Genomic DNA, 26,160 nt, shown 5'->3' on the forward strand with positions numbered 1-26,160 from the left:
TTTTATTGTGGTCTTTCAGGCAGGCATCCGGCGAAATTTAGGCCTGTCTGAAAAAGGATTGTTAGCGGTCGGCCAAGTTCTGGGCTTGGCGGTGGCGAACCAATACTTCGTATTGCTCTTGCAACAGCTTGGACAGTTGTTCTACAACATACACGGAGCGGTGCTGGCCGCCGGTGCAGCCGATGCCGATGGTAACGTAACTGCGGCTTTCTATTTGCATGCGTGGCAGCCAACGTTGGAGGAATTGGTTAATATCGTTGATCATTTCCTGGGCAAGCGGTTGGTTGCCAAGATAATCCTGAATGGGTTTGTCCATGCCGGTGAAAGGCCTGAGCTCAGGGTCGTAATGAGGATTGGGCAGGCTGCGCATATCGAATAGGAAATCCGCATTGTTGGGTACGCCGTATTTGAAGCCGAATGATTCGAGGATAACCAACAAACCTTCACGCTCGATTTTCAGCCATTGTTGTACGGAATAACGCAGCTGCTGGGCATTCATTTTGGATGTGTCGATGCAGTAAGCCATCTCACGCAAGGGATATAGGATTTCACGCTCTTGCTGAATGCTTTCCAATACGGTGAATTTCTGCCGAGCCAAAGGGTGGCTTCTGCGGGTTTCGGAAAATCGGCGGATGAGAATTTCATCCGATGCTTCAAGAAAGAGTATCTCTACCTGATGGCCTTCTTTGCGTAGCCGCTCGATTTGGCGCGAGGCTTCAGGGGTGTTTAGGTGGGAACGGATGTCTACGCTGATGCCGAGGTTTTCGGTGATGCCGCGTTTGAGGTGGTGGGCCATCAGTTGCGGCAGCATTTCCAAAGGCATGTTATCGACGCAGTTGTAACCGACATCTTCCAACACTTTGAGTGCAACGGATTTGCCGGAGCCGGACAGGCCGCTAATCAGAACTATCTTCATGATGGAGTGCATCTTCCTTCAGCATAGTTTGGTGCCGCTCTAAGAATTCTTTGGTGCTGTTTTTGCCGCGCAGGTTGAGGATATAGTTGCGCACGGCCGCTTCGACCAATACGGCCAAGTTGCGGCCGACTGCGACGGGCAAGGTTACGGAGCGGACGGTTACATTCAAAATGGATTCGGTTTCCGTGCGGATGCTCAGGCGGTCGAGTTGTTTCATATAGTCATCATCGGCGGCAACCAGGTTGATGATGAGCTTGAGGTTTTTATTCGGGCGGATGGATGTTTCACCAAAAATGTGACGGATATTAAGTACACCCAACCCGCGCACTTCCAAAAAGTCGCGCAACATCGGCGGGCAGCGGCCCTCCAGCGTTTCGGGGCCGGTGCGGTGCAGCTCGACCGCATCGTCGGCAATCAGGCTGTGGCCGCGGGAGATGAGTTCAAGCGCCAATTCGCTTTTACCCAAGCCGGAATGCCCTGTAATCAACACGCCGATTTCGAATACATCAAGAAATACGCCGTGCTTGATGGTGGATACGGCCAGCGCGCGTTGCAGGTAAATGCGCAATACGTCCATCAAATAAGGGCTTTCCAGCTTGGTGGTCAGCAGAGGGACGTTATTGGTATGGCAGTAGTCGCGCAGCATCGCCGGTACGCTTAAGCCGTTGGCAACGATAAAGAGTGAAACGTTTAAGTCGAAAATCTGCTGGAAGCCGGCAGGAGGAGGGGTGGTTTTGTCGTTGCCGAGTTTTTCAAGGTATTCGACTTCGGCCACACCCAATACTTGAACCTGATTGGGGTGGATAAAATTCAAATGGCCGACAAGGGCCAATACGGGCTTGTCGGCATCTATGCTGATACGGTTGTCGGCGCCGGCGGTGCCGGCCGACCAAACCAGTTGCAGTTTGTGTTGGTTGTCTTGATAAAGCCTGCGTACGGATATACTGGGCATAGGTGATTTTATTCTGCGGAAAAGATGGCCGAAACTTCTTCCGGGGTTTGTGCAGACATCAAGGCTTCGCGCACGGATTTAGAAGAAAATTTTCCGGCCAGTTTTGACAAGACTTCGAGATGTTCACCGGTAGCGTTTTCGGGTACCAGCAGAGCAAATACAAGGGAAACGGGTTTGCCGTCGGCCGCATCAAAGGCAACAGGCTCTTTGCAGCGTATGAATGCGCCGACTGCTTTTTTTACTGAGGCGTGGCGGCCATGCGGAATGGCTACGCCTTGACCCAAGCCGGTGCTGCCCAGTTTTTCACGTTGGAACAGGCATTCGAATACATGTGCGCCGGATAAACCTGATTCTTTTTCAAGCAAAGCTCCGATTTCTTCAAACAGACGCTTTTTACTGCTGATTTCTACGTCTAATTCGATATGCTGCACAGGCAGGATTTCAGCAATTAAGCTCATAAATTTCTCTTCGTTGGACAAAGCAAAACAGGGGCGATTGTACCGAGTGTTAATCGGAATCTCAATCTTTGAAGGTGATTTTACATTCAAATTTTGGCTAGGATTTGTAAAATTATTTTTTAAATCATTATGTTGACTTAGGTCGTTTACCCGAAAAAAAATCCGTTTGTCAAAGTGGCTGGTTGAAGGTGTTTTTCAGACAGGCATACTCAAATTTAATATGGGGAAGAGGCATTTTTTAAAGATTAAAAAACGAGATAAAACGATTTTTGAATTGTTTTAACAAAACTGATGAAAACTGGTGTCAACTTTGCTTTTCCGTTACAATCGATGGCTAATCAAAGTTCTGTTTGTAAAGTTTCAAAGAAATCATTGGGTTGAGGTTTGATCTGGATGGTTTGGCGAGGGTTTGCATATTTAGGGCTGTTGATATGGGCTTAAAAATCCGCTCGGGTTCGGCCAAATAATTTGTTGCCGGGCAATTTTAAAAATAAACCCAAGGAAGCACAATGAACCTTAAAAGAACTGCTTTTCTTCCTTTTTTGCTTTTGCCGATGATGGCTCAGGCGGCTGATTTGAACGGTGCCGATTTGAGCCTGATGTGGGGTATTCCGTTTGCTCTGATTTTATTATCTATTGCGACAGGCCCGCTGCTCGCTCCTAATTTCTGGCACCATCATTTCGGTAAAGTTACGGCGCTGTGGACGGTTGTGTTTTTGGTGCCTTTTATCGCCATTTTCGGATTCAGTGCAGGCCTGCACACGGTGGTGCACGCTTTGGTGGGGGAATATATCCCTTTTATTTTGCTGCTGTTGGCACTTTATACGATTTCCGGCGGGATTTTGGTGTGGGGTAATCTGCACGGCAGTCCGAAATTGAACACCACGATTTTGGCTATCGGCACGGTTTTAGCGTCGATTATGGGCACGACCGGCGCGGCCATGCTGCTTATCCGCCCGCTGTTGAAGGCCAACGATAACCGCAAGCACCGCGTGCATGTGGTGGTATTCTTTATTTTCCTGGTAGCCAATATCGGCGGCGGTTTAACACCTCTGGGTGATCCGCCACTCTTCTTGGGCTTCTTGAAAGGTGTGGACTTTATGTGGACGGTAAAACACATGGCCATGCCGGTAATCATCAGCTCGGTTGTTTTGCTGGTTTTATTCTATTTCTTAGACAGCTATTTCTTTTCTAAAGAAGATGAAACCGCTATGGCTGACCCTTCGCCCGACAGCCCTTTGCAGATTTACGGCAAGTTTAATTTCCTGCTGCTTGGCGGTGTGGTGGCTGCGGTATTGATGTCGGGCATTTGGAAGCCGGGTGTGGAAATTGATGTGTATGGTACGCCTTATGCGCTGCAAAACTTGGTGCGCGACATTATTCTGCTGGTTTTGGCCGGTGTGTCTTTGAAAATGACACCTAAGCAGGTTCGTGCCGGTAATGAGTTTAACTGGGATCCGATTTTGGAAGTGGGCAAACTCTTTTTGGGCATCTTTATCACCATTTCCCCTGTGATTGCGATTCTTCAAGCCGGTGAAGCGGGTGCTTTTGCCGGGCTGATTAAGATGGTGCACAACCAGGCGGGCGAGCCGATTAATACCATGTATTTCTGGATGACCGGTATTCTGTCTGCATTTTTGGATAATGCGCCGACTTATTTGGTGTTTTTCAATATGGCTGGCGGTGAAGCCCAGACTTTGATGAGCGGCCCGCTTTTCCATACTTTGCTGGCTATTTCTATGGGTTCGGTGTTTATGGGTGCGTTGAGCTATATCGGTAATGCGCCGAACTTTATGGTAAAAGCGATTGCCGAGCAGCGTAAAGTGAAGATGCCGAGCTTCTTTGGCTATATGGTGTGGTCATTCGGTATTTTGGTGCCGCTGTTTATCCTGCATACCTTTATTTTCTTCGTTTGGGAATTGTTTTAAGGTATCGGGCTTGATTTGAAGCAATGCCTGTCTGAAATCTTTTTCAGACAGGCATTTTGTTTGTGCTTATTCCGCAATGACGCACTTGCAACCAGCATCTGCCAGCTTTTCAGTAAGCTGCGGGCTGAGCGCTTTGTCGGTGAAAACGGTGTCGAATTCCGTGATGTCGGCCATGCGCACCAGAGCGCTTTTGCCGAACTTGCTGTGGTCTGCGGCGAGGTAACGGATGCGTGCGTTTTCCATCATGGCCTGCATCACGCTCACTTCTTTGTAATCCGAATCAAAAAGCGCGCCGTCTTCTTCAATGGCCGAGGCGCTTAAAACGGCGTAATCCACCTTAAACTGTTTGATAAAGTCCATAGTCGCTACGCCGGTAACGCCGCCGTCGAGCGGGCGTACAACGCCCGAAGTGATGAGCACGGAGTAGTCGCTGCGGCCGGATGCCGTTGCCGCAACGTGGATATTGTTGGTGATGATGCAGAGGTTTTTGCGCGTTTTAACCAGAGCATCGGTAACGGCTTCTATGGTGGTGCCTATGCTTAAAAACAGGGTGGCGCCGTCGGGAATGTGGGCGGCAAGGGTTTCGCTGATGCGCATTTTTTCGGCTTTCATCCTGTTTTTCTTGGAGAGAAAATCGGGATGCTCTTCTTCGCTGCCGACTGCTGCTCCACCGTGATAACGCCGCAAAACTTTTTCTTCGCTCAGGATATTGATGTCGCGGCGGATGGTTTGCGGGGTAACTTCCAGCTTTTTCGCCAATTCTTCAATCGGCATAAAGCCGTGTTCTTTCACGAGGCGGATGATTTTTTCGTGTCGTTGGTGCTTCGCCATATGAGGCATTCCATTATAAGTTTGAGAAAACCAGTATTAAAAAAGGAGCGGCAAGATTGGCGATGAAGCCGAAGCTCACAGCCAAAGGAATCACGGCCATGCCGCCGGAGCTTTGGATAACCGGCAGGGTAAAATCGAGGCTGGTTGCGCCGCCTATGCCAACGGCGGCGCCGGGGTGGCGGCGCATGATGACGGGGATAAACAAGAGCGCAAAAAATTCCCGGGTTAAATCGTTTAGCAGGGCAATGCTGCCCCAAATCGGGCCGTAGGCCTCTGTGATCACGATGCCTGAGAGCGAATACCAGCCGAAGCCCGAGGCGAGTGCCAAAGCCTGCGTGAAAGCGATTTCAGGGGCGAAAAGAAAGAATAGCGCCCCGCCGAGCAAAGAGGAAAGCATCATTAAAACACTGATTTCTACACCGCGCTTGTTGATGAACACTTGGCGCAACGTGATGCTGCTGCTGCCGAGCTGGATACCGACCAGCAAAATCAGGAGCATCAGTGCATAGGTTCCGGTTGTTTCGGGAGGCAGCCAAATGCTCTCCATTGTTTTGCCAAAAAACAGGCCGAGCAGCATGCAGATGATTTGTTTGACGCTGCCTGCGATGCTGATACGCGGTTTTTTTCCGCTTTCTTGGATGCAGTTTTGCCACGGATGTTTGCGGTCAAACCACATTAAAACAATAAGATTCATGCCCAGAGTGCATACTGCCAAAACTGCTGCCATGCCGGCAATAAAATCAAGCTGGCTGCCGAGATTGCTCACTTGCGAGAGCGAAATGCCGATCAGTGCCAATATAATGTATACCAAGATATTCAACAGTTTATCTACAATCACCATATAAGGTTTGGGCACGCGGATAAAATAGCCGATAAAAAGCGGCGCTAAAATCATCGCCAGAGTAATCAGGTTTTGCATGGGCTTTTTACTTTGCGGAACGAAAAACAGGCAGCGGGACGCCACCTGTTGGATACATGGTTTAACCGGGGTAATTCAACCGCTTATTGGTTTATTGGTCGACGAAAGCGCGTTCGATCAGATAGTCGCCGCGCTGCCCCATTTTGGGCGATACGGTCAGGCCGAATTCGTTTAAAACGGTGCTGGTGTCTTTCAGCATGGCGGGGCTGCCGCAAATCATGGCGCGGTCGTCTTGCGGGTTGATGGGCGGCAGGCCGATGTCTTCAAACATTTTGCCCGAACGCATCAGATCGGTAATGTGGCCGCGGTGCGGATATTCTTCGCGGGAAACCACCGGATAGTAAATCAGTTTTTCTTTTACCATTTCGCCCAGATATTCGTGCTCCGGCAGTTCTTTGGTAAAGCGGTCGTAATAGGCCAAGTCGTTTTTGTAGCGCACGCCGTGAACCAAAATCACTTTTTCAAATTGTTCGTACACGTCGGGGTCTTTGGTTACGCTCAAAAATGGTGCGATGCCGGTGCCGGTGGATAAGAGATAAAGGTGTTTGCCCGGATTTAAATCGCCCAGAATCAAAGTGCCGGTGGGTTTTTTGCTGATTAATACTTCATCGCCCACTTTCAAATGCTGCAAACGGCTGGTTAAGGGGCCGTCTTGCACTTTGATGCTGAAAAATTCCAAATGCTCTTCCCAGTTGGCACTTGCCACGCTGTATGCGCGCATCAGCGGTTTGCCGTCTACCATGAGGCCGACCATTACGAATTGGCCGTTTTCAAAGCGCAGGCTTTCGTCACGGGTGCAGGTGAAAGTGAAATAGGCATCGGTCCAGTGGTGGACGGATAAAACGGTTTGGGTATTGAATGCTGCCATTGTTTTTTATCCTGAATATTGGAAAGAATGTTGTAATTGGTTGTATAGTTAATCAACTTAAATTTTGCCATGGCGTTGCTACGCCTTGTCGTACTACTTATACTGTCTTCAGCTTGATGCCTTGTGTCAAAAATATGTTGATTGACTATATTAAATGCCTGTCTGAAAACCTGATTGGATATGGCCGTTTTTCAGACAGGCATTGTATTTTGCTTACTCATCATGAAACTGAAGGTTGTGCAAATCGGCATACCGCCCGTTGAGGGCAAGCAGTTGGGTGTGGGTGCCTTGCTCGACAATGCGCCCCTCGTGCATCACTACAATCATATCTGCGTTTTCAATTGTAGAAAGGCGGTGGGCAATTACAATGGTGGTGCGGTTTTGCATTAGCTTTTCCAGCGCAGCCTGAACCAGCCGTTCGGATTCATTATCCAGCGCGCTGGTGGCTTCATCCAGAATCAGAATAGGAGCATTTTTTAGCAAGGCGCGTGCAATCGCCAGGCGCTGACGCTGGCCGCCGGAAAGTTTCAGGCCGTTTTCGCCGATTTCGGTTTGCAGGCCTTGCGGCATGGCTTGAATAAATTCCCATGCGTTGGCGGCTTTAGCGGCGTTGATGATGGCGGCTTCACTGGCTTTGCCCAACTCGCCATAAGCGATATTGTTGGCTACTGTGTCGTTAAACAAAACCACATCTTGGGTAACCAGCGCCATTTGGCTGCGCAGGCTTTCTAGAGTGTAGTCGCGGATGTCGGTACCGCCGATGGTGATGTTACCCTCGGTCGGGTTAAAAAAGCGCGGCAGCAGGTTGGCCAAAGTGGTTTTGCCGCAGCCGGATGTACCAACCAAAGCGATAACTTTGCCTTGCGGTACGCTGAGCGTGACGCCGTTGAGGCTGTTGCGCTCGGAGCCGGGATAGCGGTGCACGATATGGTTGAATTCAATATCGCCTATCGCAACGGGTAGGGTGGCCGTGCCGCCGTCGGTTTCTTCAGTTTCGTCCAAAAACGAGAAGATGCTTTCTGCCGCGGCCAGCCCGCGTTGCAAAGACTGCACCACGCCGGTGATGCGTTTAATCGGGTCGAACATCATCATCATGGCTGACAGGAACGACATAAAATCACCCGCGCTGAAACCTTCGGTTCTGGCTTGGCGCGCGGCGAAATAAAGTATCAGTGCCAGTGCTGAAGCAATCATTAGTTGGGTAACAGCGCTATTTAAAGAGCTGGCCGCCGTTTGTTTCACATTGTTTCTGCGCACACTGGTGGCGGCATGGTCGAAACGGGCGGATTCGTGTTTCTGGCCGCCATACACTTTGATTACCCGTGTGCCGTCGACGCTTTCGCTCAAAACCTGTGTCATCATGCCCATATGCTGCTGGTTTTGGTTGGACAAATGGCGTAGTCGCTTGCTTACCAAGCGTACGCATAAGCCGACTACGGGAAGGGCGACAAACGTTATCAGAGTCAGACGCCAATCCAGATAAAGCAGTAAACCTAACAGGCCGACAACGCTGATGCCGTCTTTGGCGATTACGGTAATCACATTAAAGCCCGCATCGCTGATTTGGCTGGCATCGTTTAGGATGCGAGACATCACTCTGCCGCTGGGGTTTTCATTAAAGTAACCTACCGGCAGGCGCATCATTTTAGCGAACATTTGTTGGCGGATTTGCTGAACCAGATGGCTGGAAAGATAGCTGGTGGTGTATTCATTAATAAAGTTGAATACGCCGCGCAAAATAAACAGACCTACGATTGCCAGCGGCAACCAGGTCATTTTTTCCATGTTTTTTTCAACGAAACCTTCGTTGATTAAAGGCTTAATCAGATAAGCGAACAAGGGTGCGGTTGCTGCCACAACAATCATGGCGAATACGGCAACGGCAAAAATTTTCCAATAGCCTTTGAGATAAACGGCCAGCCGCTTGTATAAAGTCCACGATGGCTGTTCAGACTCGGGTCGCATAAAAATTATTCGCAATTGTGAAATAAAGCGGAATTGTAAGGGAAAACACGCCAAACAACAATGTTTCAAGCTGCCGGTGCGTTTTCAGACAGGCATCGCTGTTTCAAAGTGCTTTGGTCCAATCCAAACCCTTGAGCGAGGGAACTTGGGTGATGCTGCGGTCGGCAAGATTTACTGCGGTCAGATGGCCGCCCCACAAGGCGCCGGTATCGAGGGCGATCACGTTGTTTGTGTCCACATAACCGAGCGAAGACCAGTGGCCGAATAAAATGGTGTGGTCGGTATTCAGGCGGTTAGGTGCTTCAAACCAGGCACGCAAACCGTTGGGCATGTCTTCCGGCCCGGCTTTGAAGTCGTAATCCAGCTCATTATTGAAGGTAAGGGCGCGCATGCGTGTAAACACGTTGGTGATCAGCCTTAAACGTTCGTAGCCTTGCAGATTGGGCGACCAGGCTGTGGGGGTGTTGCCGTACATATTGGCAAAATAATCTTTGGTATGTTTGCCTTTTAATTCTTCCGACACTTCGTCCGCCAGCTGCTGCGCGAGTTTAACCGTCCATGGAGGCAGCAGGCCGGCATGCGCTAGAACATAGCGTTTGGATTGCCGCATTAAGGGCTGGGCACGCAACCAATCGCGCATTTTTTTGCTGTCCGGGTGATTCAGAATATCAGATAGAGTATCGCTGCGTTTGAGTTTGCCATAGCCGTACATAAGTGCCAGCAAGTGCAGGTCGTGGTTGCCGAGCACCATCTGGACGCTGCTTTCATGCCGCATACAGAATTGCAGCACTTTGAGCGATTGAGGGCCGCGGTTGACAATGTCGCCAACCAGCCAGAGCGTGTCGGAGCCGTGGTTGAAATCGAGTTTTTCGAGAAGCAGCTGGAATTCTTGGTAACAGCCTTGTATGTCGCCGATTGCGTAGTGTGCCATGGTATGAATTTAAGTGAGTCGGATGAATGTGATGCCTGTCTGAAAGATGGTTTCAGACAGGCGTTGATTATATAACGGATTGGTTGTTTTCTGACAAGACGGTATGTTTTCGGATGGGTAATGACTGTCTGAAACCTTTTTTCAGACAAGTATCGTTTTATACCGATTCGGCGGACAGGTTATTCTGCCGCCATCTCCAATAGTTCTGCTGCATGGCTGCGGGTGGTATCGGTGATGGTTTCGCCGCCGAGCATACGGGCGATTTCTTCAACGCGGTTTTTATAATCCAATACACTGATTTCACTTACGGTTTGCTCCTCGTCGCTATGTTTGGCCACTTTCCAGTGGTTTTCTCCGCAGGCGGCAACTTGGGGCAGGTGGGTTACGGCCAGAACTTGGTGTTTGCTTCCGAGTTTGCGCAAGGCGCGGCCCATGGTTTCGGCCACGCCGCCGCCTATGCCGGTATCAACTTCGTCGAAAATCAAAGTGGGCAACTGGGTGTATTGGCTGGTAACGACTTGCAGCGCAAGGCTGATGCGGGCAAGTTCGCCGCCGGATGCCACTTTGTTGAGCGGGCGCAGCGGGCTGCCTTTGTTGGTAGCGACTTGATATTGCACTTGTTCCAGACCGTGGGCGGATGGTGCGTTTTCCAGCAATTTGATATGGAAGTCGGCGCCCTTCATCGCTAAATGCTGCATATGTTGCGTGGTTTCGTTGCTGAGCCTGGCGGCGGCTTCGGCGCGTGCGGCAGATAGTTTTTCCGCCAGCGCCATATAGGCTGCTTGGTTGGCGGCCACGTTTTGCTCGAGGTTTTCCAAGTCGGCGGCGGCATTCAGGGCGGATAGGGCGGTTTCGATTTCCGCCTGTTTGGCGGGCAATTCTTCAGGCTCGACCCGGTATTTCCGCGCCATACTCATCAGTTCGCTCATGCGGGTTTCTTGTTCGGCCAATTCGTTGGGATTGATTTCGACTTTGGACGCTACGCTGCGCATATTGGCGGAAATTTCGCTTAATTCTGCTTCCACGCTGGCGAGCATATCGAGGCTTTCGGCAAATAAAGGTTCGATATTGCTCAGTTGCTCCAATGTTTTGCGGCATTGGTAGAGGCGGCGCAGGATGCCGTTGTCTCCGTCAACTGCGGCTTCGGTTTCTTCTGCCGCCTGTATCAGTTCGGCTGCGTGGGCGAGGCTGTCGTGGCTTTGGCTTAGGGTTTCCCATTCGCCGTTTTGCAGGTTGAGTTTGGCCAATTCGCCGGCCTGCCATTCAAGCCTTTCGCGTTCGATGGCGATGTTTTCGGCTTGGGTTTGCGCTTCGTGCAGGGCTTTTTGGGCGGACTGCCATTGGAGGTAGGCGGTTTTCACTTCTGCGGCCAAGCCGGTGCTGCCGGCAAATGCGTCGAGCAGGCTGCGTTGGGCAGATTCTTGGTTGAGGGAGTGATGGGCGTTTTGGCCGTGGATGTCGATCAGGCGGCTGCCTATGTGTTTGAGTTGGGCGAGTGTGGCGGCCTGGTTGTTGATGAAGCTGCGGCTTTTGCCTTTGGCGTCAATGATGCGGCGGATGGAAAGCTCGGCGGTGTCTTTGTCCGACAGTCCTTGTTCGCGCAATTCGGCTTGCAGGGTATCCAGCCCGGAAATGTCGAAGAGGGCGGAAAGGCGGGCTTCTTCGGTACCGGCGCGGACTTGGCCGTAGTCTGCTTTATCGCCGAGCAGCAGGCCGAGTGCGTCCAGCGTGATGGATTTGCCTGCACCGGTTTCGCCGGTGAGTACGGTAAAACCTGTCTGAAAATTAAGGTTGAGCTGTTCGACGGTTACGAAGTTGCTGAGGGAAAGCGCCAAAAGCATGTTGTGTCCTTGCTTGAATAGAGTGCTAAGTTTTTTCTTATTATAACTAATTTTTTTCATAGTTAAATAAGATTTTGTTGATTTTGTGTGGGTAAACGATGCCTGTCTGAAAACGGGGCTTTCAGACAGGCATCGTTTGTCGGGTGTTAGATCAACTGTTCGCCCCAGTGCAGTTTCTGGCGCAGCGTGCGGTAATACTGGTAATCATTCGGATGCAATACGCGCAGGCTGTGTTTGTAGCGGCGTATGAGGATTTGATCCATACTTTGGATGTCGACATAGGATTGGCCGTCGAAATGAACGCGGGCGTCACCAGCTTTGGTGATTAATATGTTGATTTCGCAAGTATCTGCGATGGCAATCGGGCGGTTGGTCATGGATTGGGGGCAGATGGGCACTAGGGTAAAGGCGCGCAGACTGGCTTGCAGGATAGGGCCGCCGGCGGCAAGTGCGTAGGCTGTGGAGCCGGTGGGCGTGGATACTATCAGGCCGTCGCTGCGTTGCGTGTAAACAAATTCTTTGTTGATAAATACTTCGAATTCAATCATTTGCCCTGCGCCGCCGCGTGAGAGTACCACATCATTCAGCGCCAGCGAGCGGTTGATGGTTTCGCTGTTGCGCAGTACGGTGCATTCAAGCAGGATGCGTTCTTCAGCATGGTATTTGCCGGTAAGCATGCTGCTTACTTCTTTAACCATATTTTCACGCGATACTTGGGTAAGGAAGCCTAAATGTCCTTGATTGACACCCAATAGTGGTATGCGGTGGGCCGCCACTTTGCGGGCAGCGGAAAGGAAAGTGCCGTCGCCGCCGAGCACGATAACCAAATCGCATTTTTTACCCATTTCTTCTTTGTTAATGAAATGACATGCGGGGAAATTGGCTTCGACGAGCAGATTTTTGTTGATGCTGTCTTTATCGAGATAGATATTCAGGTTTTGAGCGTACAGAAACTCAATGAGCTGGTTGAGGCACTCTTCTATTTTAGGCGTATTCGGGCGGGTTACGATGCCGATTTGCTTGAATTGGCTGCTCATGGGAATGTGTGTTTTTTGCGAGATGGTGAAATTATATAGCAATCCCGAACGTTAGGGCTACATGGGGTTACAAACGGTGGGCGGCAGCTCGGTTTTTTCAGACAGGCATGGTGTGTTAACTGCGTTTGTTTTGGAAGAAGCGTTGCAAAATGCTGCTGCATTCGGCTGACAGAATGCCCCCTTTGATAGCGGTGTGTTTGTTTAGAAGGGTGTTGGTAAAAAGATTCATTATGCTGCCGGCGGCACCGGTTTTGGGCTCGGCGGCACCGTAAATCACTCGGCGGACGCGTGCTTGGATGAGGGCACTGGCGCACATGCTGCATGGTTCGATTGTAACGTAAACGTCGCAGCCGTCGAGGCGGTAGTTTTGCAGAGCAGCGCCTGCTGCGGCTAAGGCGCGGATTTCGGCATGTTGGCTGATATTGCAGCTGTTGATGCAGGTGTTGTGTGCGGCGGTAATCAGTGTTCCGTTATGCACAACAACGGCGCCGACAGGGATTTCACCAAGCGCGGCGGATTGTTCGGCCTGTTGCAGCGCCAAGCGCATAAATGCTTCCATTTCGGTTTGCGGGGGAAACATATCAACGGGCGGATGGTTGCGTATGGCTTCGAGCAGACTGTTTTTTTCAGACAGGCATAATGTTTGCGGTGTGGTGTTTTGCAACAATGCGGCAAGTTGCCATAAGGTGCTGCGGGTTACGGTAAGCCCTGCGGCTTTTAATAGTAAAAAGGCTGTGGGTGCGCCGGTTTGGCGCAAGTCTTCCAGAGTATGGATGCCGATTGAGTTGAGGGTATGCAGAGTTTTGGGGGCAAGCGGCGGGGTGGTGAGCTGCATAATGATGCCTGTCTGAAAAGTATTGGAGAATGATAGCAAAAATACGGCAAAGCGCCGAGGCGTCTGTTTTCAGACAGGCATTGCTTGGCTATAGTGAATCAACTTGAAAACAGAATGTTTATCATATTCGAGCTTGCATCGAATAGGGCGGCAAGTGACGGAAGTTGTGCAAATGCCTGTCTGAAAAACTCTTCAGACAGGCATTTCAAGATTCAGCTTAAACCGAACTTACGACAATTTGCCGTGGCATTGCTTGTATTTCAGGCCGCTGCCGCAGGGACAGGGCTCGTTGCGGTGGACAATCACGCCGCGCGCTGCCAATGCTTCGGGGCTGTAATCGGTTGTATCGTTCGGATTGAAGGCATCGTTAATTAAATCGGATTTGGATTCGCTTAAAATGCTCTGCATTTCCGGCGCATCGGCGTGAATTTGGTGGATATCCGATATTTCCGGTGCGTGTGGTTCGGTTTCAGCCACAATATCTTCGTTTTGCTCGACTTGTACGGAAATCAGCAACGCAGCAACGCTGTGTTTGATTGTGTTCCACAAGTTTTGGAACATATTAAATGCTTCGCGCTTGTATTCCTGCTTGGGGTTTTTCTGCGCATAGCCGCGCAAATGTATACCTTGGCGGAGGTAATCCATGGCTGCGAGATGGTCGCGCCATTGGTTGTCGATGACTTGCAGCAATACGTTGCGTTCGAAGCCTTGCATGTTTTGTTCGCCTACCATTTCGGTTTTTTCGGCGTATTCTTTTTCTATCTGCTTAATCAGACGCTCTTTAACGTCTTCATTTTCCAGTGTGTTATCGGCTTTCAGCCAGCCTTTGATATCGGCATGTACGCGAAATTCGGTGGCAAGCTGGTTTTCCAGCGCGGGAATGTCCCACTGCTCTTCCATGCTGTTGGGCGGCATGTGCATGTCCACCAAGCTTTCGATAACCTCTTCGCGGATCTCCTTAACCATTTGGCTCAGCTCGTTGCTGGTTAGGATTTCATTGCGCTGGTTATAAATCACTTTACGTTGCTCGTTGGCTACGTCGTCGTATTCGAGGATTTGTTTGCGCATGTCGAAGTTGCGGCCTTCCACTTTGCGCTGCGCACCTTCAATCTGGCGTGTGAGCAGACCGTGTTCGATGGCCACGCCGCGTTCGGGAGCGAGCCGGTTCAAGATGGCAGCGGCGCGGTCTAGAGCAAACAAACGGAGCAACGGATCTTCAAACGATAGGTAGAAACGGCTGGAACCGGGGTCGCCCTGACGGCCGGCACGCCCGCGCAATTGGTTGTCGATACGGCGGCTTTCGTGGCGTTCCGTACCGATGATGTGCAGGCCGCCGGCATCCAATACCCGTTGGTTGTCGGCTTCCCAGCCTTCTTCAAGCGCGCGGATTTGTGCATCTTTTTCTTCTTCGGAAAGCGTTTCGTCGGCACGGATTGCATCGCTCTGATGCTTGACGTTGCCGCCCAATACGATATCCGTACCCCGACCGGCCATATTTGTGGCTACGGTAATCATGCCCGGTTTGCCGGCTTGAGCAACAATCAGGGCTTCGCGCTGGTGTTCTTTGGCATTCAATACATTATGCGGTAAACCGATTTGGTTGAGCAGGTGTGACACCAGCTCGGAGTTTTCGATGGTGGTTGTACCTACCAATACGGGTTGGCCTTTTTCATGGCAGGCTTGGATGTCTTTGATAACGGCTTCGTATTTTTCTTCTGCGCTGCGGAAAATCTGATCGTTATAATCTTTGCGCTGGATAGGGCGGTTGGTCGGAATGATGACGGTTTCCAAGCCGTAAATGCTTTGGAATTCGTAGGCTTCGGTATCGGCCGTGCCGGTCATGCCGGAGAGCTTTTCGTAAAGACGGAAGTAATTTTGGAAGGTAATTGAGGCGAGGGTTTGGTTTTCGCGTTTGATTTCCACGCCTTCTTTAGCTTCAACGGCTTGGTGCAAACCGTCAGACCAGCGGCGGCCATCCATCAGGCGGCCGGTGTGTTCGTCTACGATAACGATTTCACCGTCTTTAATCACATAATGTTGGTCGAGATGAAACAGGCTGTGGGCGCGTAGAGCCGCCATCAAATGGTGCATCAGCACAATGCTGGAAGGCGAGTAGAGCGACGCGCCTTCTTTCAATAAGCCCATTTCGCTAAGAATGCGTTCGGCTTTTTCATGGCCGCTTTCGCTCAGTAAAACGGTATGCGCTTTTTCATCAACCCAGTAATCGCCGGGGCCTTCTTCGGTTTCCTGGCGATCAAGCAGAGGCGGAACTTGGTTCATGATTTGGTAAAGCTGAACATTGTCATCGGCTTGACCGGAGATAATCAAAGGTGTACGCGCTTCGTCGATCAGAATGGAATCCACTTCGTCGACAACGGCGAAATTTAATTCGCGCTGCACTTTATCATATTGATCGACAACCATATTGTCGCGCAGATAGTCGAAGCCGAACTCGTTATTGGTGCCGTAGGTGATGTCGGCACCATAAGCGCTTTGGCGGTAAAATTGCTCCAGATTGCTCACAATTACGCCGACTTTCAGGCCGAGGAAGTTATACAGGGGCTCCATGGTGGCTGCGTCGCGGCTGGCCAAATAGTCGTTCACAGTAACTACATGCACTCCTTTTCCGGAGAGTGCATTCAAATACACAGGCAGAGTTCCGACCAAGGTTTTGCCTTCACCGGTACGCATTTCGGCGATTTTGCCATGATGCAACACCATACCGCCGATAAGCTGCACATCAAAATGGCGCATACCCAAAACGCGGCGGCTGGCTTCACGACAAACGGCAAACGCTTCTATCAAAATGTCGTCAAGCGTGGCGCCTTCAGACAGGCGTTTTTTGAATTCCGGGGTTTTGGCTTGTAGCTGGGCATCGGAAAGAGCTTGCATTTCCGGCTCGAGCGCATTGATTTTGGCAACGGTTTTACGGTATTGTTTTAACAGGCGGTCGTTGCGGCTGCCAAATACTTTTTTTGCTAAATTAGTGAGCATAATGGTTAATTCCTGAGCCTTTCAAAAAGAAGAAGGCCGTTACCGGCGGCTGCGTCTGCATTTTCTATTTATCTATAAAATTTATCTATAAACAAGAGCAGGCACCGTTTGCGGCTTCTTGGCAATAACGGAGTATTTTAACACACGCTATATCATTAAAGTTACAATGCTTGGCGAAATGGCGTTAGATTTAGACAATTTCAAGTATTTTAACCAACATGGATCTTGATCAACTCGGCAAACGTGATAACCGGCTGGCCAGTTTGCTCGCACAGGCGCAGCAATGGCATCGGCTTGACCGTGCAATAAAAAAGCTTTTGCCGCCTAATCTACACGGCTATACGCAAGTGGCATGTATTGATGCGGAAGGCTGCCTGATTATTCTGGCTGCAAACAATATGGCTTTGAGCCGCTTGCGGATGATTGCGCCGGGTTTGTTGACACAGATGCAGCATGTAGACCAGCGTATTGAAAGTGTTAGGATTAAAGCTGCACCGAAGCCTGACAAACCAGCCAAACAAAATATGCTGACTTTGAGCGAAAATGCGCTTGATGCGTTTGATGATTCCGCGGAACGTGTGGCGCATCATCCTGATTTGGCGGCAGCTTTGCGTAAATTGGTCAATAAACGCCGATGACTGTATTTGTTGCTTCTGATAAAGTTTGATTTAAAGCAAAGTAAAAAGCAGGTGAAGTCTGCATACTTGATTTTTGTTAAACATTCATTTTTTATTCTACTAATAATTGAGTGAGGAAAGTTATATGAAAGCTTATTTAGCATTGATTTCCGCCGCAGCTTTGGCATTGAGCGCATGTTCTCAAGAGGCTGCCAAACCTGTCGAGCAAGCATCCGCACCTGCTGCTTCGGTTCCGGCCGCCGAAGGTGCTTCCGGGATGGTTGCCGCAGAAAAAGTCGATCCGGCCAGCGTACCTGCCGAGTGTAGCTTTGTGGTAGAAACCGGTGATCAGATGAAATACAACACCAACCAGATTCCCGTGAAAAAATCATGCGAAACATTCAAAGTAACTTTGAAGCATACTGGTTCTATGCCGGTAACCAGCATGGGTCACAACATTGTGATTACCAAAGCGGATGATGCTTCTGCCGTGGCTAACGAAGGTAGCGGAGCCGGCCCTGATTCCGGTTATCTGAAAGCCGATAATCCTGCTATTATTGCCCACACCGATATGATTGGCGGAGGTCAGGAAGCCAGCTTGGCGTTTAAAACCAGTCAGCTTGATCCGAACGGCAGCTATAAATTTTTCTGTACCTTCCCGGCGCATTTCTCTGTGATGCAGGGTGATGTAAAACTGGTTGATTAAGTTTTATAGTTAAGAGCCTTAATATCCAATAAAGTCGGCATGTACTTTGTGTCGGTGTGTCAAATTTCTTGGTGATAGTGCTCATAAAAAAACCTGCCTGAATAATGTTTAGGCAGGCTTTTTACAATCTCATGCTATGATTTAGTTTTTACATTAATGCCTGTCTGAAAAAATGAAACTGATCCAACTGAACCGTTATCCGGTTAAATCTATGGGTGCAAATGCATTAAGTGAATCCAAGGTAATGACAAAAGGTTTGCTGCACGATAGGGAATGGCTGATTGCTTCGCCGCAAGGAAACATGATTACGGCAAGAAAATTTCCGCAGATGCTGCTTTGGCGTGTTTGTGTGGAGCACGATTCAATTATATTGACCGCACCTGACAGCAGCAGCCGAACCGTACACATTGATGAGATGAACCGGCAGGCAGATGCCACCGTGTGGCGTGATTCTTTTGGTGCATACTGCGGCAGCGATGCCACCGATGCATGGTTGAGTGAAAAATTGGGTGTAGACGCTTGCATTTATTGGCTGGGTAAGGAAAGCCGCCGCATATTGACGCATACGCAAACGCCGTTATCATTTGCCGACGGTGCCCCTTTTTTGCTGGCGAATACGGCATCTTTGCAAAGCCTGAACGGCGATTTGGAAGAATCGGTAGAAATTGAGCGTTTCCGCGCCAATTTTGTGGTTGACGGGTCAGAGGCTTATGAAGAAGAGCATTGGCAACGCATACGCATCGGTGAAGTAGAGTTCGAGCATTTCAAGCCGTGTGTGCGCTGTGTGATGGTAACGGTGGATTTGCAGACCGGAAAGAAAGATCCGTTTCAAGAGCCGCTTTCTACTTTAGCCGTTGGTCGCAAAGCCATCTTTGGTGTGAATCTGGTTGCTTTGAATGAAGGAACCGTTAGAGTTGGTGACAAGGTTGAGGTGTTGTCTTGGTTGTGAGCCGGCTATGAATGCCTGTCTGAAAATAAAAACAGCTGATATCGATTGCTTTTTTGTTTTCAGACAGGCATAAATTTTAATTGCTGCGTTTGAAAGCGGGTTTACATTTTGAATGATTCAGATCTGTCATGATAACGCTGTTTGTGTCCTTTGGTATGAACTGCCAGTACGTTGCCATTATCTGCGTCAACAATCACATCGTGCTTCAGGCCGTTGGCGAGCACTTCAACTTCGTAATGGCCGCCGGTGTGGTAGTTGTATTCAAACTCTACTTCTTTGGCGTAACCGCCGGTTTGTGTCACGGCAGCGGCAGCGGCTTGTTTGCCGGAAACGGAGGCAAACGTGCCTAATGAAAACAAACCGGTAAAGACGCCGGCAATGAAGCCAAGAGCCGTGATAAAGGCCAGGCCGTTAAAAATTTTGCGTGTGATCAACATAATATAGGGACTCCTCATCGTGGGGTTTAACTTTTGGATGAAGTGTATATTAAAAGCAGAGAGTTAGTGGAAAATTAGGAAGAGAAAGAAGAGGCCGTCTGAAAATATTTTTTCAGACGGCCTCTTCAGTAGCTCCGGCAAACAGGCAAAGTTTTCAAGCTGGGTTTCAGCCCGCCGCATCATAAAGGCTGCGCAAGGTTTCTCTGATGGCGGTGATGCCTTTGCGCAAGGTTTCTTCGTCTTGCGCGATGCTCATGCGGATACATTCGTGGGCATGGCGGTAGTTGGCGGTGTCGAGGCCGACGAAGAAGTGTTCGCTCGGAATAATCAGCGTGCCGGCGGCTTTCAGGCGTTCGTAGAGGGTTTGCGAGGAAACCGGCAGCCCTTCAAACCACAGCCACAGGAAAATCGCGCCTTCGGGTTTGTGGATTTTCATCGGATAGCCGGCCAGCTCTTTTTTCAGCAGCGACACGGCAAGGGCGGCCTGCTTGCGGTAAAACGGCTGCACCACGGTATCGGAGAGGGTTTTCAGACGGCCGTCGCGCAGCAGCGGCACAGCAACGGCAGCACCGAAACGCGTGGGCGCGAGGTTCACAATCGCGTTCAGAGCGGTAACGGCTTTCACTACTTCGGGGCTGGCAACGATGATGCCGGTGCGCACGCCGGGCAGGCCGATTTTGGACAGGCTGAAGCAGAGAATGATGTTGTCGTGCCAAGTCAGCGTGGCTTTGCTGTAAATGATGTTGGGAAAAGGCATGCCGTAGGCGTTGTCGATAATCAGCGGAATACCGTGCGCTTGGGCCAGCTTGTCGAGGCGCGCCATTTCGTCGTCGGTGAGGACGTTGCCGGTGGGGTTGGTGGGGCGCGAGCAGCAGATGGCGCCGATTTTGCCGGCTTTCAGTTCGGGCAGGTTTTCCAGTGCGTCAAAATCGACGCGGTATTTGTAGAAGCCGCTTTCGCCTTCGTGCTCGACTTCTTCGATATGCGGTGCGACGGATATGAAATGTTTGCCTTCCACATGCGCATCGGCATAGCCGACGTATTCGGGCGCGAGCGGCAGCAGGATGGATTTGTCGGCACTGCCGCCGTTTTCGTCGAAACGCCCGCCGAACAGGTTGAAGAGATAGAAAAAGGCGTTTTGCGAGCCGTTGGTTAAGACGATGTTGTCGGCGGTGATGCCCCAGCCGTATTCGCGGTTGAAAAATTCAACCAGCGTATCGATAAACACCGCATCGCCTTGCGGGGTGGAGTAGTTGCCTATGCTTTCTACGGCGGCTTCGTTATCGACCAATTCTTGCAGCACTTGCCTGTAAACGCGGTTGATTTCGCCGATACGCGCAGGATTGCCGCCGCCGAGCATGTTGACGGGCTTGTCGCTGTTGAGTGCTTTGCCCAAATCGTCCATCAATTGCAGAATGCCGCTGTTGCGGGTGAATTTTTGGCCGAAAGCGGAGAATTGCATGGCGGGTTCCTTTTTTATATCGAGATGAAAAGGATTATAACCCTGCCTGCTGTTTTTCTGTATGGGGAATAACGATTTAGCAGTTTGCTTGTGCGGCTTGCAGCCGAATGGTTTGACGGCTGTTGTTGAACGGTTATCCGTAGATTTTATACAATTATTGAAAATAGTTCTCATTATTGATAGTATAAGCCAACCGGCCGATACATATTATCCATCTGCCGCTTCATTATTCTATTTATAGCTATCATCAGGAGAATTATCATGCGCCGTTTAGCTACCGCAACATGTTTGTTGTTAACCGTTTTGGCAGCATCACCCGCCTATGCCAAATTTAAAGTGGTTACCACGTTTACCGTGATTCAGGACATCGCGCAAAACGTGGCGGGCGATGCGGCCACGGTGGAATCGATTACCAAGCCGGGGGCGGAAATCCATGATTACCAGCCTACGCCGCAAGATATCGCCAAAGCGCAGTCGGCCGATTTGGTATTGTGGAACGGCATGAATCTGGAGCGTTGGTTTGAACGCTTTTTCCAAAATGTGAAAAACAAACCGGCGGTGGTGGTCACCAAAGGCATCACGCCGATGTCGATTCATGAAGGCCCTTACAAAGGCATGCCCAATCCCCACGCGTGGATGTCAACCAGCAATGCCTTGATCTATATTGAAAACATTAAAAATGCTTTGGCAAAACACGACCCGAAAAATGCGGCGGTGTACGCCAAAAATGCGGCGGCATACAGCAGCAAAATCAAACAGCTCGACAAACCTTTGCGCGCCAAATTGATGCAGGTGCCGCAAAACCAGCGGTTCTTGGTGAGCAGCGAAGGTGCGTTCAGCTATCTGGCGAAAGACTACGGCTTCAAAGAAGTGTATTTGTGGCCGATTAATGCCGAGCAGCAAGGCACGCCGCAGCAGGTGCGCAAAGTGATTGATGTGGTGCGCAAAAACAAAATTCCGGTGGTATTCAGCGAAAGCACCATTTCGCCCAAGCCGATGAAGCAGGTGGCGAAAGAAACCGGTGCAAAATACGGCGGCGTATTGTATGTGGATTCGCTTTCCGCCAAAAACGGCCCTGTGCCGACTTACACCGACTTGCTTAACACCACTGTTTCTACGATTGTTAAAGGATTCGGAAAATAATGATGCTTGCCAACGCTGCTTCGATTCACGTTAACGACGTTACCGTGCGCTACAACAACGGCCACACGGCCATTTATGACTTTTCGCTGGATTTGGAAGGCGGCATGACTTGCGCGCTGGTGGGCGTGAACGGCAGCGGCAAATCCACTTTGTTTAAAAGCCTGATGGGTTTGCTCAAGCCGCGCAAGGGCGATATCCGCCTGTGCGGGCTGCCCATCGCGCAGGCTTTGAAAAGCAATCTGGTTTCTTATGTGCCGCAAAGCGAAGAAGTGGACTGGCAGTTTCCCGTTTCGGTTTACGATGTGGTGATGCAGGGGCGTTACGGCTATATGAATTTTTTGCGTATTCCGGGTAAAACCGACAAACAGAAAGTTCAGACGGCCATGGAACGCGTCGACATCGCCCATCTTGCCGAACGGCAAATCGGCGAACTTTCCGGCGGCCAGAAAAAACGCGTTTTCCTTGCCCGCGCGTTGGCGCAAGACAGCAAGGTGATTCTGCTCGACGAACCGTTTACGGGCGTAGATGTAAAAACCGAAAACATGATTATGGATCTTCTCGGCCAGTTGCGTGCGGAAGGCCGTCTGATTTTGGTATCGACACACAATCTGGGCGTTGTGCCCGACTTTTGCGACCGCGTGGTGATGATCAACCGCACGGTGCTGGCGGCGGGTACGACCGAATCGACGTTCAACCAACATAATCTCGAACATGCTTTCGGCGGTGTGTTGCGCCACTTCCAACTTGCCGGCAGCGATCTGCACGAAGATGAAGACAAACGCGCCGTAACGGTATTGACCGACGACGAACGTCCGGCCGTGTTTTACGGCAAAACCAAAATCGACCCGCCCGCGTCGGCGGCGAAATATGCCGGCAGCCGCGGCGAAGAAGCTGAGCAAACGCCGACGGAAAACGGCAAAGAGGGCTGAACCATGCTGGACGTGTTACTGGAACCGCTCGCTTACGAGTATATGGTCAAAGCCGTGGTCATCAGTGCCGCCGTGGGCGGGATATGTGCGTTTTTGTCGGCTTATCTGATGCTCAAAGGCTGGTCGTTAATCGGCGATGCCTTGTCGCATTCGGTGGTGCCCGGCGTGGCCATCACCTATTCGCTCTCCCTGCCTTATTCGGTGGGTGCTTTCATTTCGGGCATCTTGGCGGCCTTGGCGATTTTGTGGATCAAAGCGGTGAGCAAATTGAAGGAAGATGCCATCATCGGCTTTATTTTCACCACGTTTTTCGCGCTCGGCCTGTTTATCGTTTCCATCAACCCCACCGCCGTCAATGTGCAGGAAATCGTGTTGGGCAATATTTTGGGGATTGCCGACGAAGATGTTTTTCAGGTAGGCATCATCATGGCGGTGTGTTTGGCTTTTTTATTGCTGTTTTGGAAAAACCTGCTGCTGGTGTTTTTCGACGAAACACAGGCCGTTGCTGTGGGTTTGTCGCCGCTGCGCTATAAAATCCTGTTTTTCACTCTGCTCAGTGCCTGCGTGGTGGCGGCGCTGCAAACCGTGGGCGCGGTGCTGGTGATTGCCATGGTGATTACCCCGGGTGCCACCGCTTATCTGCTCACCGACAAATTCAGCAAGCTGGTGGGCATCGCCGTAGCGTTGGGCTTTTTTACCGGCGGCATCGGCGCGTATGCCAGCTATTTTCTCGACGGCGCCACCGGCGGCATCATCGTTTGCCTGCAAACGGCACTCTTTCTGCTGGCCTTTATCTTCGCGCCCAAATACGGATTGTTGAAACAGAAACAAGCCGTGGCGGCACAAGGAGAAGCGGAACATGTCTGACATCATCAATTGGTTTGTCGAGCCGCTGTCTCTGCCTTTTATGCAATATGCCCTGTTTACCGCGCTGATCGTATCGGTGGTGTGCGGCATTTTGTCCTGCTATCTGGTGCTGAAAGGCTGGTCGCTGATGGGCGATGCCATTTCCCATGCCGTGCTGCCCGGTATCATTGTTGCCTTCGTTACCGGCATTCCGCTGGTGGTGGGCGCATTCGTTTCCGGGCTGGCCTGCGCCGTGGGTGTGGGCTATCTGAAAAACAACAGCCGTCTGAAAGAAGACACGGTGATGGGCATCGTGTTTTCGGGCATGTTTGCTTTCGGTTTGGTTTTGTTTACCAAAGTGGAAACCGATCAGCACCTTACGCATATTTTGTTCGGCAACATCCTCGGCGTGAGCTATGAAGAGCTGATCCGCACGCTGATTATCTGCACCATCGTCTTCGTGGTGGTGATGCTGAAAAAAAGGGATTTGATGCTGTATTGCTTCGACCCCGTACAAGCACGCATCGTCGGTTTGCCGCCCCGAATTCTCCACTACGGGCTGCTGATTCTGCTGGCACTGACCATCATCAGCGCGATACAGGTGGCGGGCGTGGTGTTGGTGATTGCCATGCTGATTTCGCCCGGCATCACCGCTTCCCTGCTGACCCACCGTTTCGACCGCATGATGGTTATCGTGGTGGCGTGCTCCGTTATCACCGGTTTGGCCGGCACGATACTGAGCTACCATCTCGATGCCGCCACAGGGCCGGTGATTATTTTGTTGCAGGCGGCGCTGTTTTTGTGTGCGTTGGGGTATTCCAAATTGAGGGAGAGTTTATAGCTGTTTGGCAGAATGAAGTGAATGGGAAGAGGCCGTCTGAAAAATGCTTTTCAGACGGCCTCTTCGCAAGTAGGGCGGGCATCCCTTCCCGCTTTTAGTGTGACTGTTCCAAGCAAATTGTTTCTGAAACTGGATTTATGCTTGCCGTCCTTAAAAGTTTTAGTCTTTCAACACCAAAACTGCTTCTGCTTCTACTTGAACACCTTTAGGCAAGGCAGCCACGCCGATTGCTGCACGCGCAGGAAAAGGCTGACTGAAATATTGGGACATGATTTCATTGAATGTAGCAAAATTCCCAAGGTCGGTAAGGTAGGCATTCAGCTTAACAATATCATCAAGCGAACCGCCGGCTGCTTCGGCAACCGCCTTCAGATTTTTGAATACTTGATGGGTTTCGGCAGCAAAATCCCCATTGCCTATAATGGTCATGGTAGCGGGGTCAAGTGGGATTTGACCGCTCATGTATACGGTATTACCGGCGCGAACGGCTTGGCTGTATGCACCAATAGCGGCAGGTGCAAGGTCAGTATGAATAACATTTTTTGTCATGACATCTCCTTTGCGGCAGATTGTTTAAATCAGGAATGTTAACAGAGTCGGCTTTTTTCGCAAACCGTTCAGCGATTGTGCAGGGTATTCGGATTGCCAGAATGTAATTGGAGTAAAAGTAGAAGGTGATTTGCTATTACTTAATGCCTGTCTGAAAACGTATTTCAGACAGGCATTCCTATTATTGCCGATTATCCGCCATCATGTTTGGGCTTAATTCAGGATTATTGGGTATGGTATTGCACTTTTTGTGATAGTTCTTTTCGACATGTTGTTTTTCTGTAAAACAATGTAAAAAAATATTTGCGTATCAAACTTTGTTAATGTATATTATTTTCTTAATTTTAATAAATAATAATTATTTTTATTAATTAAAATATTTGATTAATTATTTAATTTCGAAGTGTAAATATCTGGATTATTTGAAATGATAAAAACTCACTTATTACCTATAGCCGCTATGGTAGGGATTGCGTTCAATATGCCTGCCTATGCCGATACGGTTGAAGCTACGGATAATCAAGCTGAAGCCACGGAAGTAGAAACAGTAACTGTAAAAGGAAAGCGTCAAGGGCAGGTAACGACCGAGCGTAAAACCCGCGAAGATATCGATAACGAGATGATTCGGGATACCCGCGATTTGGTGCGTTACTCCACAGATGTCGGCATTTCTGATAATGGCCGACATTTAAAAGGCTTTGCAATGCGCGGTGTGGAAGGCAACCGTGTGGGCGTGAGCGTGGATGGCGTGAGCTTGCCTGATTCGGAAGAAAATACCTTATATGCGCGCTACGGTAATTTTAATTCATCACGCTTATCAATTGATCCTGAGCTTGTGCGCACTATTGATATTGTAAAAGGTGCTGATTCATTTGAAGCAGGTAGCGGAGCATTGGGCGGTAATGTCAATTACCGAACATTGGAAGTGCGGGATATTGTTGATCCTGAGCAGAAGTTCGGTGCATTGTTGCGTACCGGTTATGCAACCAAAAACCGAGAATGGACACACACGGCAGGGGCGGGTTTTGTTGGGGATTCAATAGATGCTATCGTCTTATACTCCCACCGCTATGGTCACCAGCTTAAGAGCAGAGGTGAAGGTAATATCTATAGAGGAAGTGAAAGTCAGCATCCGGATCCTGCCGAGCACAAAAATCACAGTTTTTTGACAAAATTTGCTTATCAAATTACCCCCGAACACAGGCT

General features: G+C 50.1%; 24 protein-coding genes. 9 read left to right on the plus strand and 15 right to left on the minus strand.

From position 1 onward, the window contains the following. Positions 1-61: 61 nt before the first annotated feature. The 3 genes from rapZ to ptsN are packed head-to-tail and all read right to left on the minus strand — an operon-like array spanning position 62 to position 2,326. Positions 62-916: an RNase adapter RapZ gene (gene rapZ, locus HMPREF9370_RS05430; protein ID WP_009116370.1), complete on the minus strand. Its 855-nt coding sequence runs from the start codon at positions 914-916 to the stop codon at positions 62-64. After that, positions 897-1,868 (minus strand): HPr(Ser) kinase/phosphatase, encoded by a 972-nt coding sequence (gene hprK, locus HMPREF9370_RS05435; RefSeq protein WP_009116371.1) that lies wholly within the window; start codon positions 1,866-1,868, stop codon positions 897-899. Before hprK ends, rapZ begins: the two co-directional genes overlap by 20 nt. Positions 1,869-1,876: 8 nt before the next feature. Next, complete coding sequence (gene ptsN / locus HMPREF9370_RS05440; protein WP_009116372.1) at positions 1,877-2,326, minus strand: PTS IIA-like nitrogen regulatory protein PtsN; 450 nt, start codon at positions 2,324-2,326, stop codon at positions 1,877-1,879. Between the two features lie 509 nt (positions 2,327-2,835). Here ptsN and HMPREF9370_RS05445 point away from each other — a divergent pair. Further along, entirely contained in the window at positions 2,836-4,254 is a 1,419-nt protein-coding gene (locus HMPREF9370_RS05445) for a sodium:proton antiporter (protein WP_009116374.1), read from the plus strand. 66 nt (positions 4,255-4,320) lie between these two features. On the opposite strand, the gene HMPREF9370_RS05450 is transcribed toward HMPREF9370_RS05445, so the two are convergent. From HMPREF9370_RS05450 to secA, 9 genes are all read right to left on the minus strand, one after another. Beyond that, complete coding sequence (locus HMPREF9370_RS05450) at positions 4,321-5,085, minus strand: DeoR/GlpR family DNA-binding transcription regulator (protein ID WP_009116375.1); 765 nt, start codon at positions 5,083-5,085, stop codon at positions 4,321-4,323. Positions 5,086-5,098: 13 nt separating this feature from the next. Next, positions 5,099-6,004, minus strand: a complete 906-nt coding sequence (locus HMPREF9370_RS05455) for a LysO family transporter (RefSeq protein WP_009116376.1) — start codon at positions 6,002-6,004, stop codon at positions 5,099-5,101. A gap of 91 nt (positions 6,005-6,095) precedes the next feature. After that, complete coding sequence (locus HMPREF9370_RS05460) at positions 6,096-6,872, minus strand: ferredoxin--NADP reductase (RefSeq protein WP_009116377.1); 777 nt, start codon at positions 6,870-6,872, stop codon at positions 6,096-6,098. Between the two features lie 213 nt (positions 6,873-7,085). Continuing rightward, the gene (gene msbA / locus HMPREF9370_RS05465) at positions 7,086-8,837 is read right to left on the minus strand and encodes a lipid A export permease/ATP-binding protein MsbA (RefSeq protein WP_009116378.1); all 1,752 of its coding nucleotides are present in this window, start codon (positions 8,835-8,837) and stop codon (positions 7,086-7,088) included. Positions 8,838-8,940: 103 nt separating this feature from the next. Continuing rightward, on the minus strand, positions 8,941-9,768 hold the full coding sequence (locus HMPREF9370_RS05470) for a symmetrical bis(5'-nucleosyl)-tetraphosphatase (protein ID WP_009116379.1): 828 nt from the start codon (positions 9,766-9,768) through the stop codon (positions 8,941-8,943). 179 nt (positions 9,769-9,947) lie between these two features. Continuing rightward, positions 9,948-11,609 (minus strand): DNA repair protein RecN, encoded by a 1,662-nt coding sequence (gene recN, locus HMPREF9370_RS05475; RefSeq protein WP_040666956.1) that lies wholly within the window; start codon positions 11,607-11,609, stop codon positions 9,948-9,950. 146 nt (positions 11,610-11,755) lie between these two features. Continuing rightward, positions 11,756-12,646 (minus strand): NAD(+) kinase, encoded by an 891-nt coding sequence (locus tag HMPREF9370_RS05480; RefSeq protein ID WP_009116381.1) that lies wholly within the window; start codon positions 12,644-12,646, stop codon positions 11,756-11,758. A 115-nt stretch (positions 12,647-12,761) separates the two neighbouring features. Next, on the minus strand, positions 12,762-13,481 hold the full coding sequence (tadA, locus tag HMPREF9370_RS05485) for a tRNA adenosine(34) deaminase TadA (RefSeq protein WP_009116382.1): 720 nt from the start codon (positions 13,479-13,481) through the stop codon (positions 12,762-12,764). A gap of 228 nt (positions 13,482-13,709) precedes the next feature. Then, the gene (gene secA / locus HMPREF9370_RS05490; protein ID WP_009116383.1) at positions 13,710-16,475 is read right to left on the minus strand and encodes a preprotein translocase subunit SecA; all 2,766 of its coding nucleotides are present in this window, start codon (positions 16,473-16,475) and stop codon (positions 13,710-13,712) included. A gap of 218 nt (positions 16,476-16,693) precedes the next feature. Between secA and HMPREF9370_RS05495 the strand changes: the two genes are divergently transcribed. The 3 genes from HMPREF9370_RS05495 to HMPREF9370_RS05505 all read left to right on the plus strand — a co-directional run bounded on the left by HMPREF9370_RS05495 (position 16,694) and on the right by HMPREF9370_RS05505 (position 18,747). Continuing rightward, entirely contained in the window at positions 16,694-17,113 is a 420-nt protein-coding gene (locus tag HMPREF9370_RS05495; RefSeq protein WP_009116384.1) for a DciA family protein, read from the plus strand. Positions 17,114-17,237: 124 nt separating this feature from the next. Next, a complete protein-coding gene (gene azu / locus HMPREF9370_RS05500) occupies positions 17,238-17,798 on the plus strand; it encodes an azurin (RefSeq protein WP_009116385.1) in 561 nt (186 codons plus the stop codon). A gap of 172 nt (positions 17,799-17,970) precedes the next feature. Further along, complete coding sequence (locus HMPREF9370_RS05505; protein WP_009116386.1) at positions 17,971-18,747, plus strand: MOSC domain-containing protein; 777 nt, start codon at positions 17,971-17,973, stop codon at positions 18,745-18,747. Between the two features lie 101 nt (positions 18,748-18,848). On the opposite strand, the gene HMPREF9370_RS05510 is transcribed toward HMPREF9370_RS05505, so the two are convergent. Both HMPREF9370_RS05510 and HMPREF9370_RS05515 read right to left on the minus strand, forming a co-directional pair. Next, a complete protein-coding gene (locus HMPREF9370_RS05510) occupies positions 18,849-19,184 on the minus strand; it encodes a PepSY domain-containing protein (protein WP_050795380.1) in 336 nt (111 codons plus the stop codon). 166 nt (positions 19,185-19,350) lie between these two features. Further along, complete coding sequence (locus HMPREF9370_RS05515; RefSeq protein ID WP_040666959.1) at positions 19,351-20,646, minus strand: valine--pyruvate transaminase; 1,296 nt, start codon at positions 20,644-20,646, stop codon at positions 19,351-19,353. Between the two features lie 261 nt (positions 20,647-20,907). Between HMPREF9370_RS05515 and HMPREF9370_RS05520 the strand changes: the two genes are divergently transcribed. From HMPREF9370_RS05520 to HMPREF9370_RS05535, 4 genes are read left to right on the plus strand one after another with little or no spacing between them, the layout of a single operon-like run. Next, complete coding sequence (locus HMPREF9370_RS05520) at positions 20,908-21,789, plus strand: metal ABC transporter substrate-binding protein (protein WP_009116389.1); 882 nt, start codon at positions 20,908-20,910, stop codon at positions 21,787-21,789. Continuing rightward, a complete protein-coding gene (locus HMPREF9370_RS05525; protein WP_009116390.1) occupies positions 21,789-22,718 on the plus strand; it encodes an ATP-binding cassette domain-containing protein in 930 nt (309 codons plus the stop codon). The genes HMPREF9370_RS05520 and HMPREF9370_RS05525 overlap by 1 nt, the downstream gene beginning before the upstream one ends. A 3-nt stretch (positions 22,719-22,721) precedes the next feature. Continuing rightward, complete coding sequence (locus HMPREF9370_RS05530) at positions 22,722-23,585, plus strand: metal ABC transporter permease (protein ID WP_009116391.1); 864 nt, start codon at positions 22,722-22,724, stop codon at positions 23,583-23,585. Further along, a complete protein-coding gene (locus HMPREF9370_RS05535; protein ID WP_009116392.1) occupies positions 23,578-24,405 on the plus strand; it encodes a metal ABC transporter permease in 828 nt (275 codons plus the stop codon). The genes HMPREF9370_RS05530 and HMPREF9370_RS05535 overlap by 8 nt, the downstream gene beginning before the upstream one ends. Before the next feature lie 159 nt (positions 24,406-24,564). Here HMPREF9370_RS05535 and ridA read toward each other — a convergent pair whose 3' ends face one another. Further along, positions 24,565-24,954 carry a deaminase RidA gene (gene ridA, locus HMPREF9370_RS05540; protein ID WP_009116393.1) on the minus strand — a complete coding sequence of 130 codons (390 nt, stop codon included), beginning with the start codon at positions 24,952-24,954 and terminating at the stop codon, positions 24,565-24,567. 427 nt (positions 24,955-25,381) lie between these two features. Between ridA and HMPREF9370_RS05545 the strand changes: the two genes are divergently transcribed. Further along, positions 25,382-26,160, plus strand: a 779-nt coding sequence (locus HMPREF9370_RS05545; protein WP_009116394.1) for a TonB-dependent receptor plug domain-containing protein, incomplete at its 3' end; no start/stop codon positions are given.

This window comes from Neisseria wadsworthii 9715, from assembly GCF_000227765.1.
GTDB lineage: Bacteria > Pseudomonadota > Gammaproteobacteria > Burkholderiales > Neisseriaceae > Neisseria > Neisseria wadsworthii.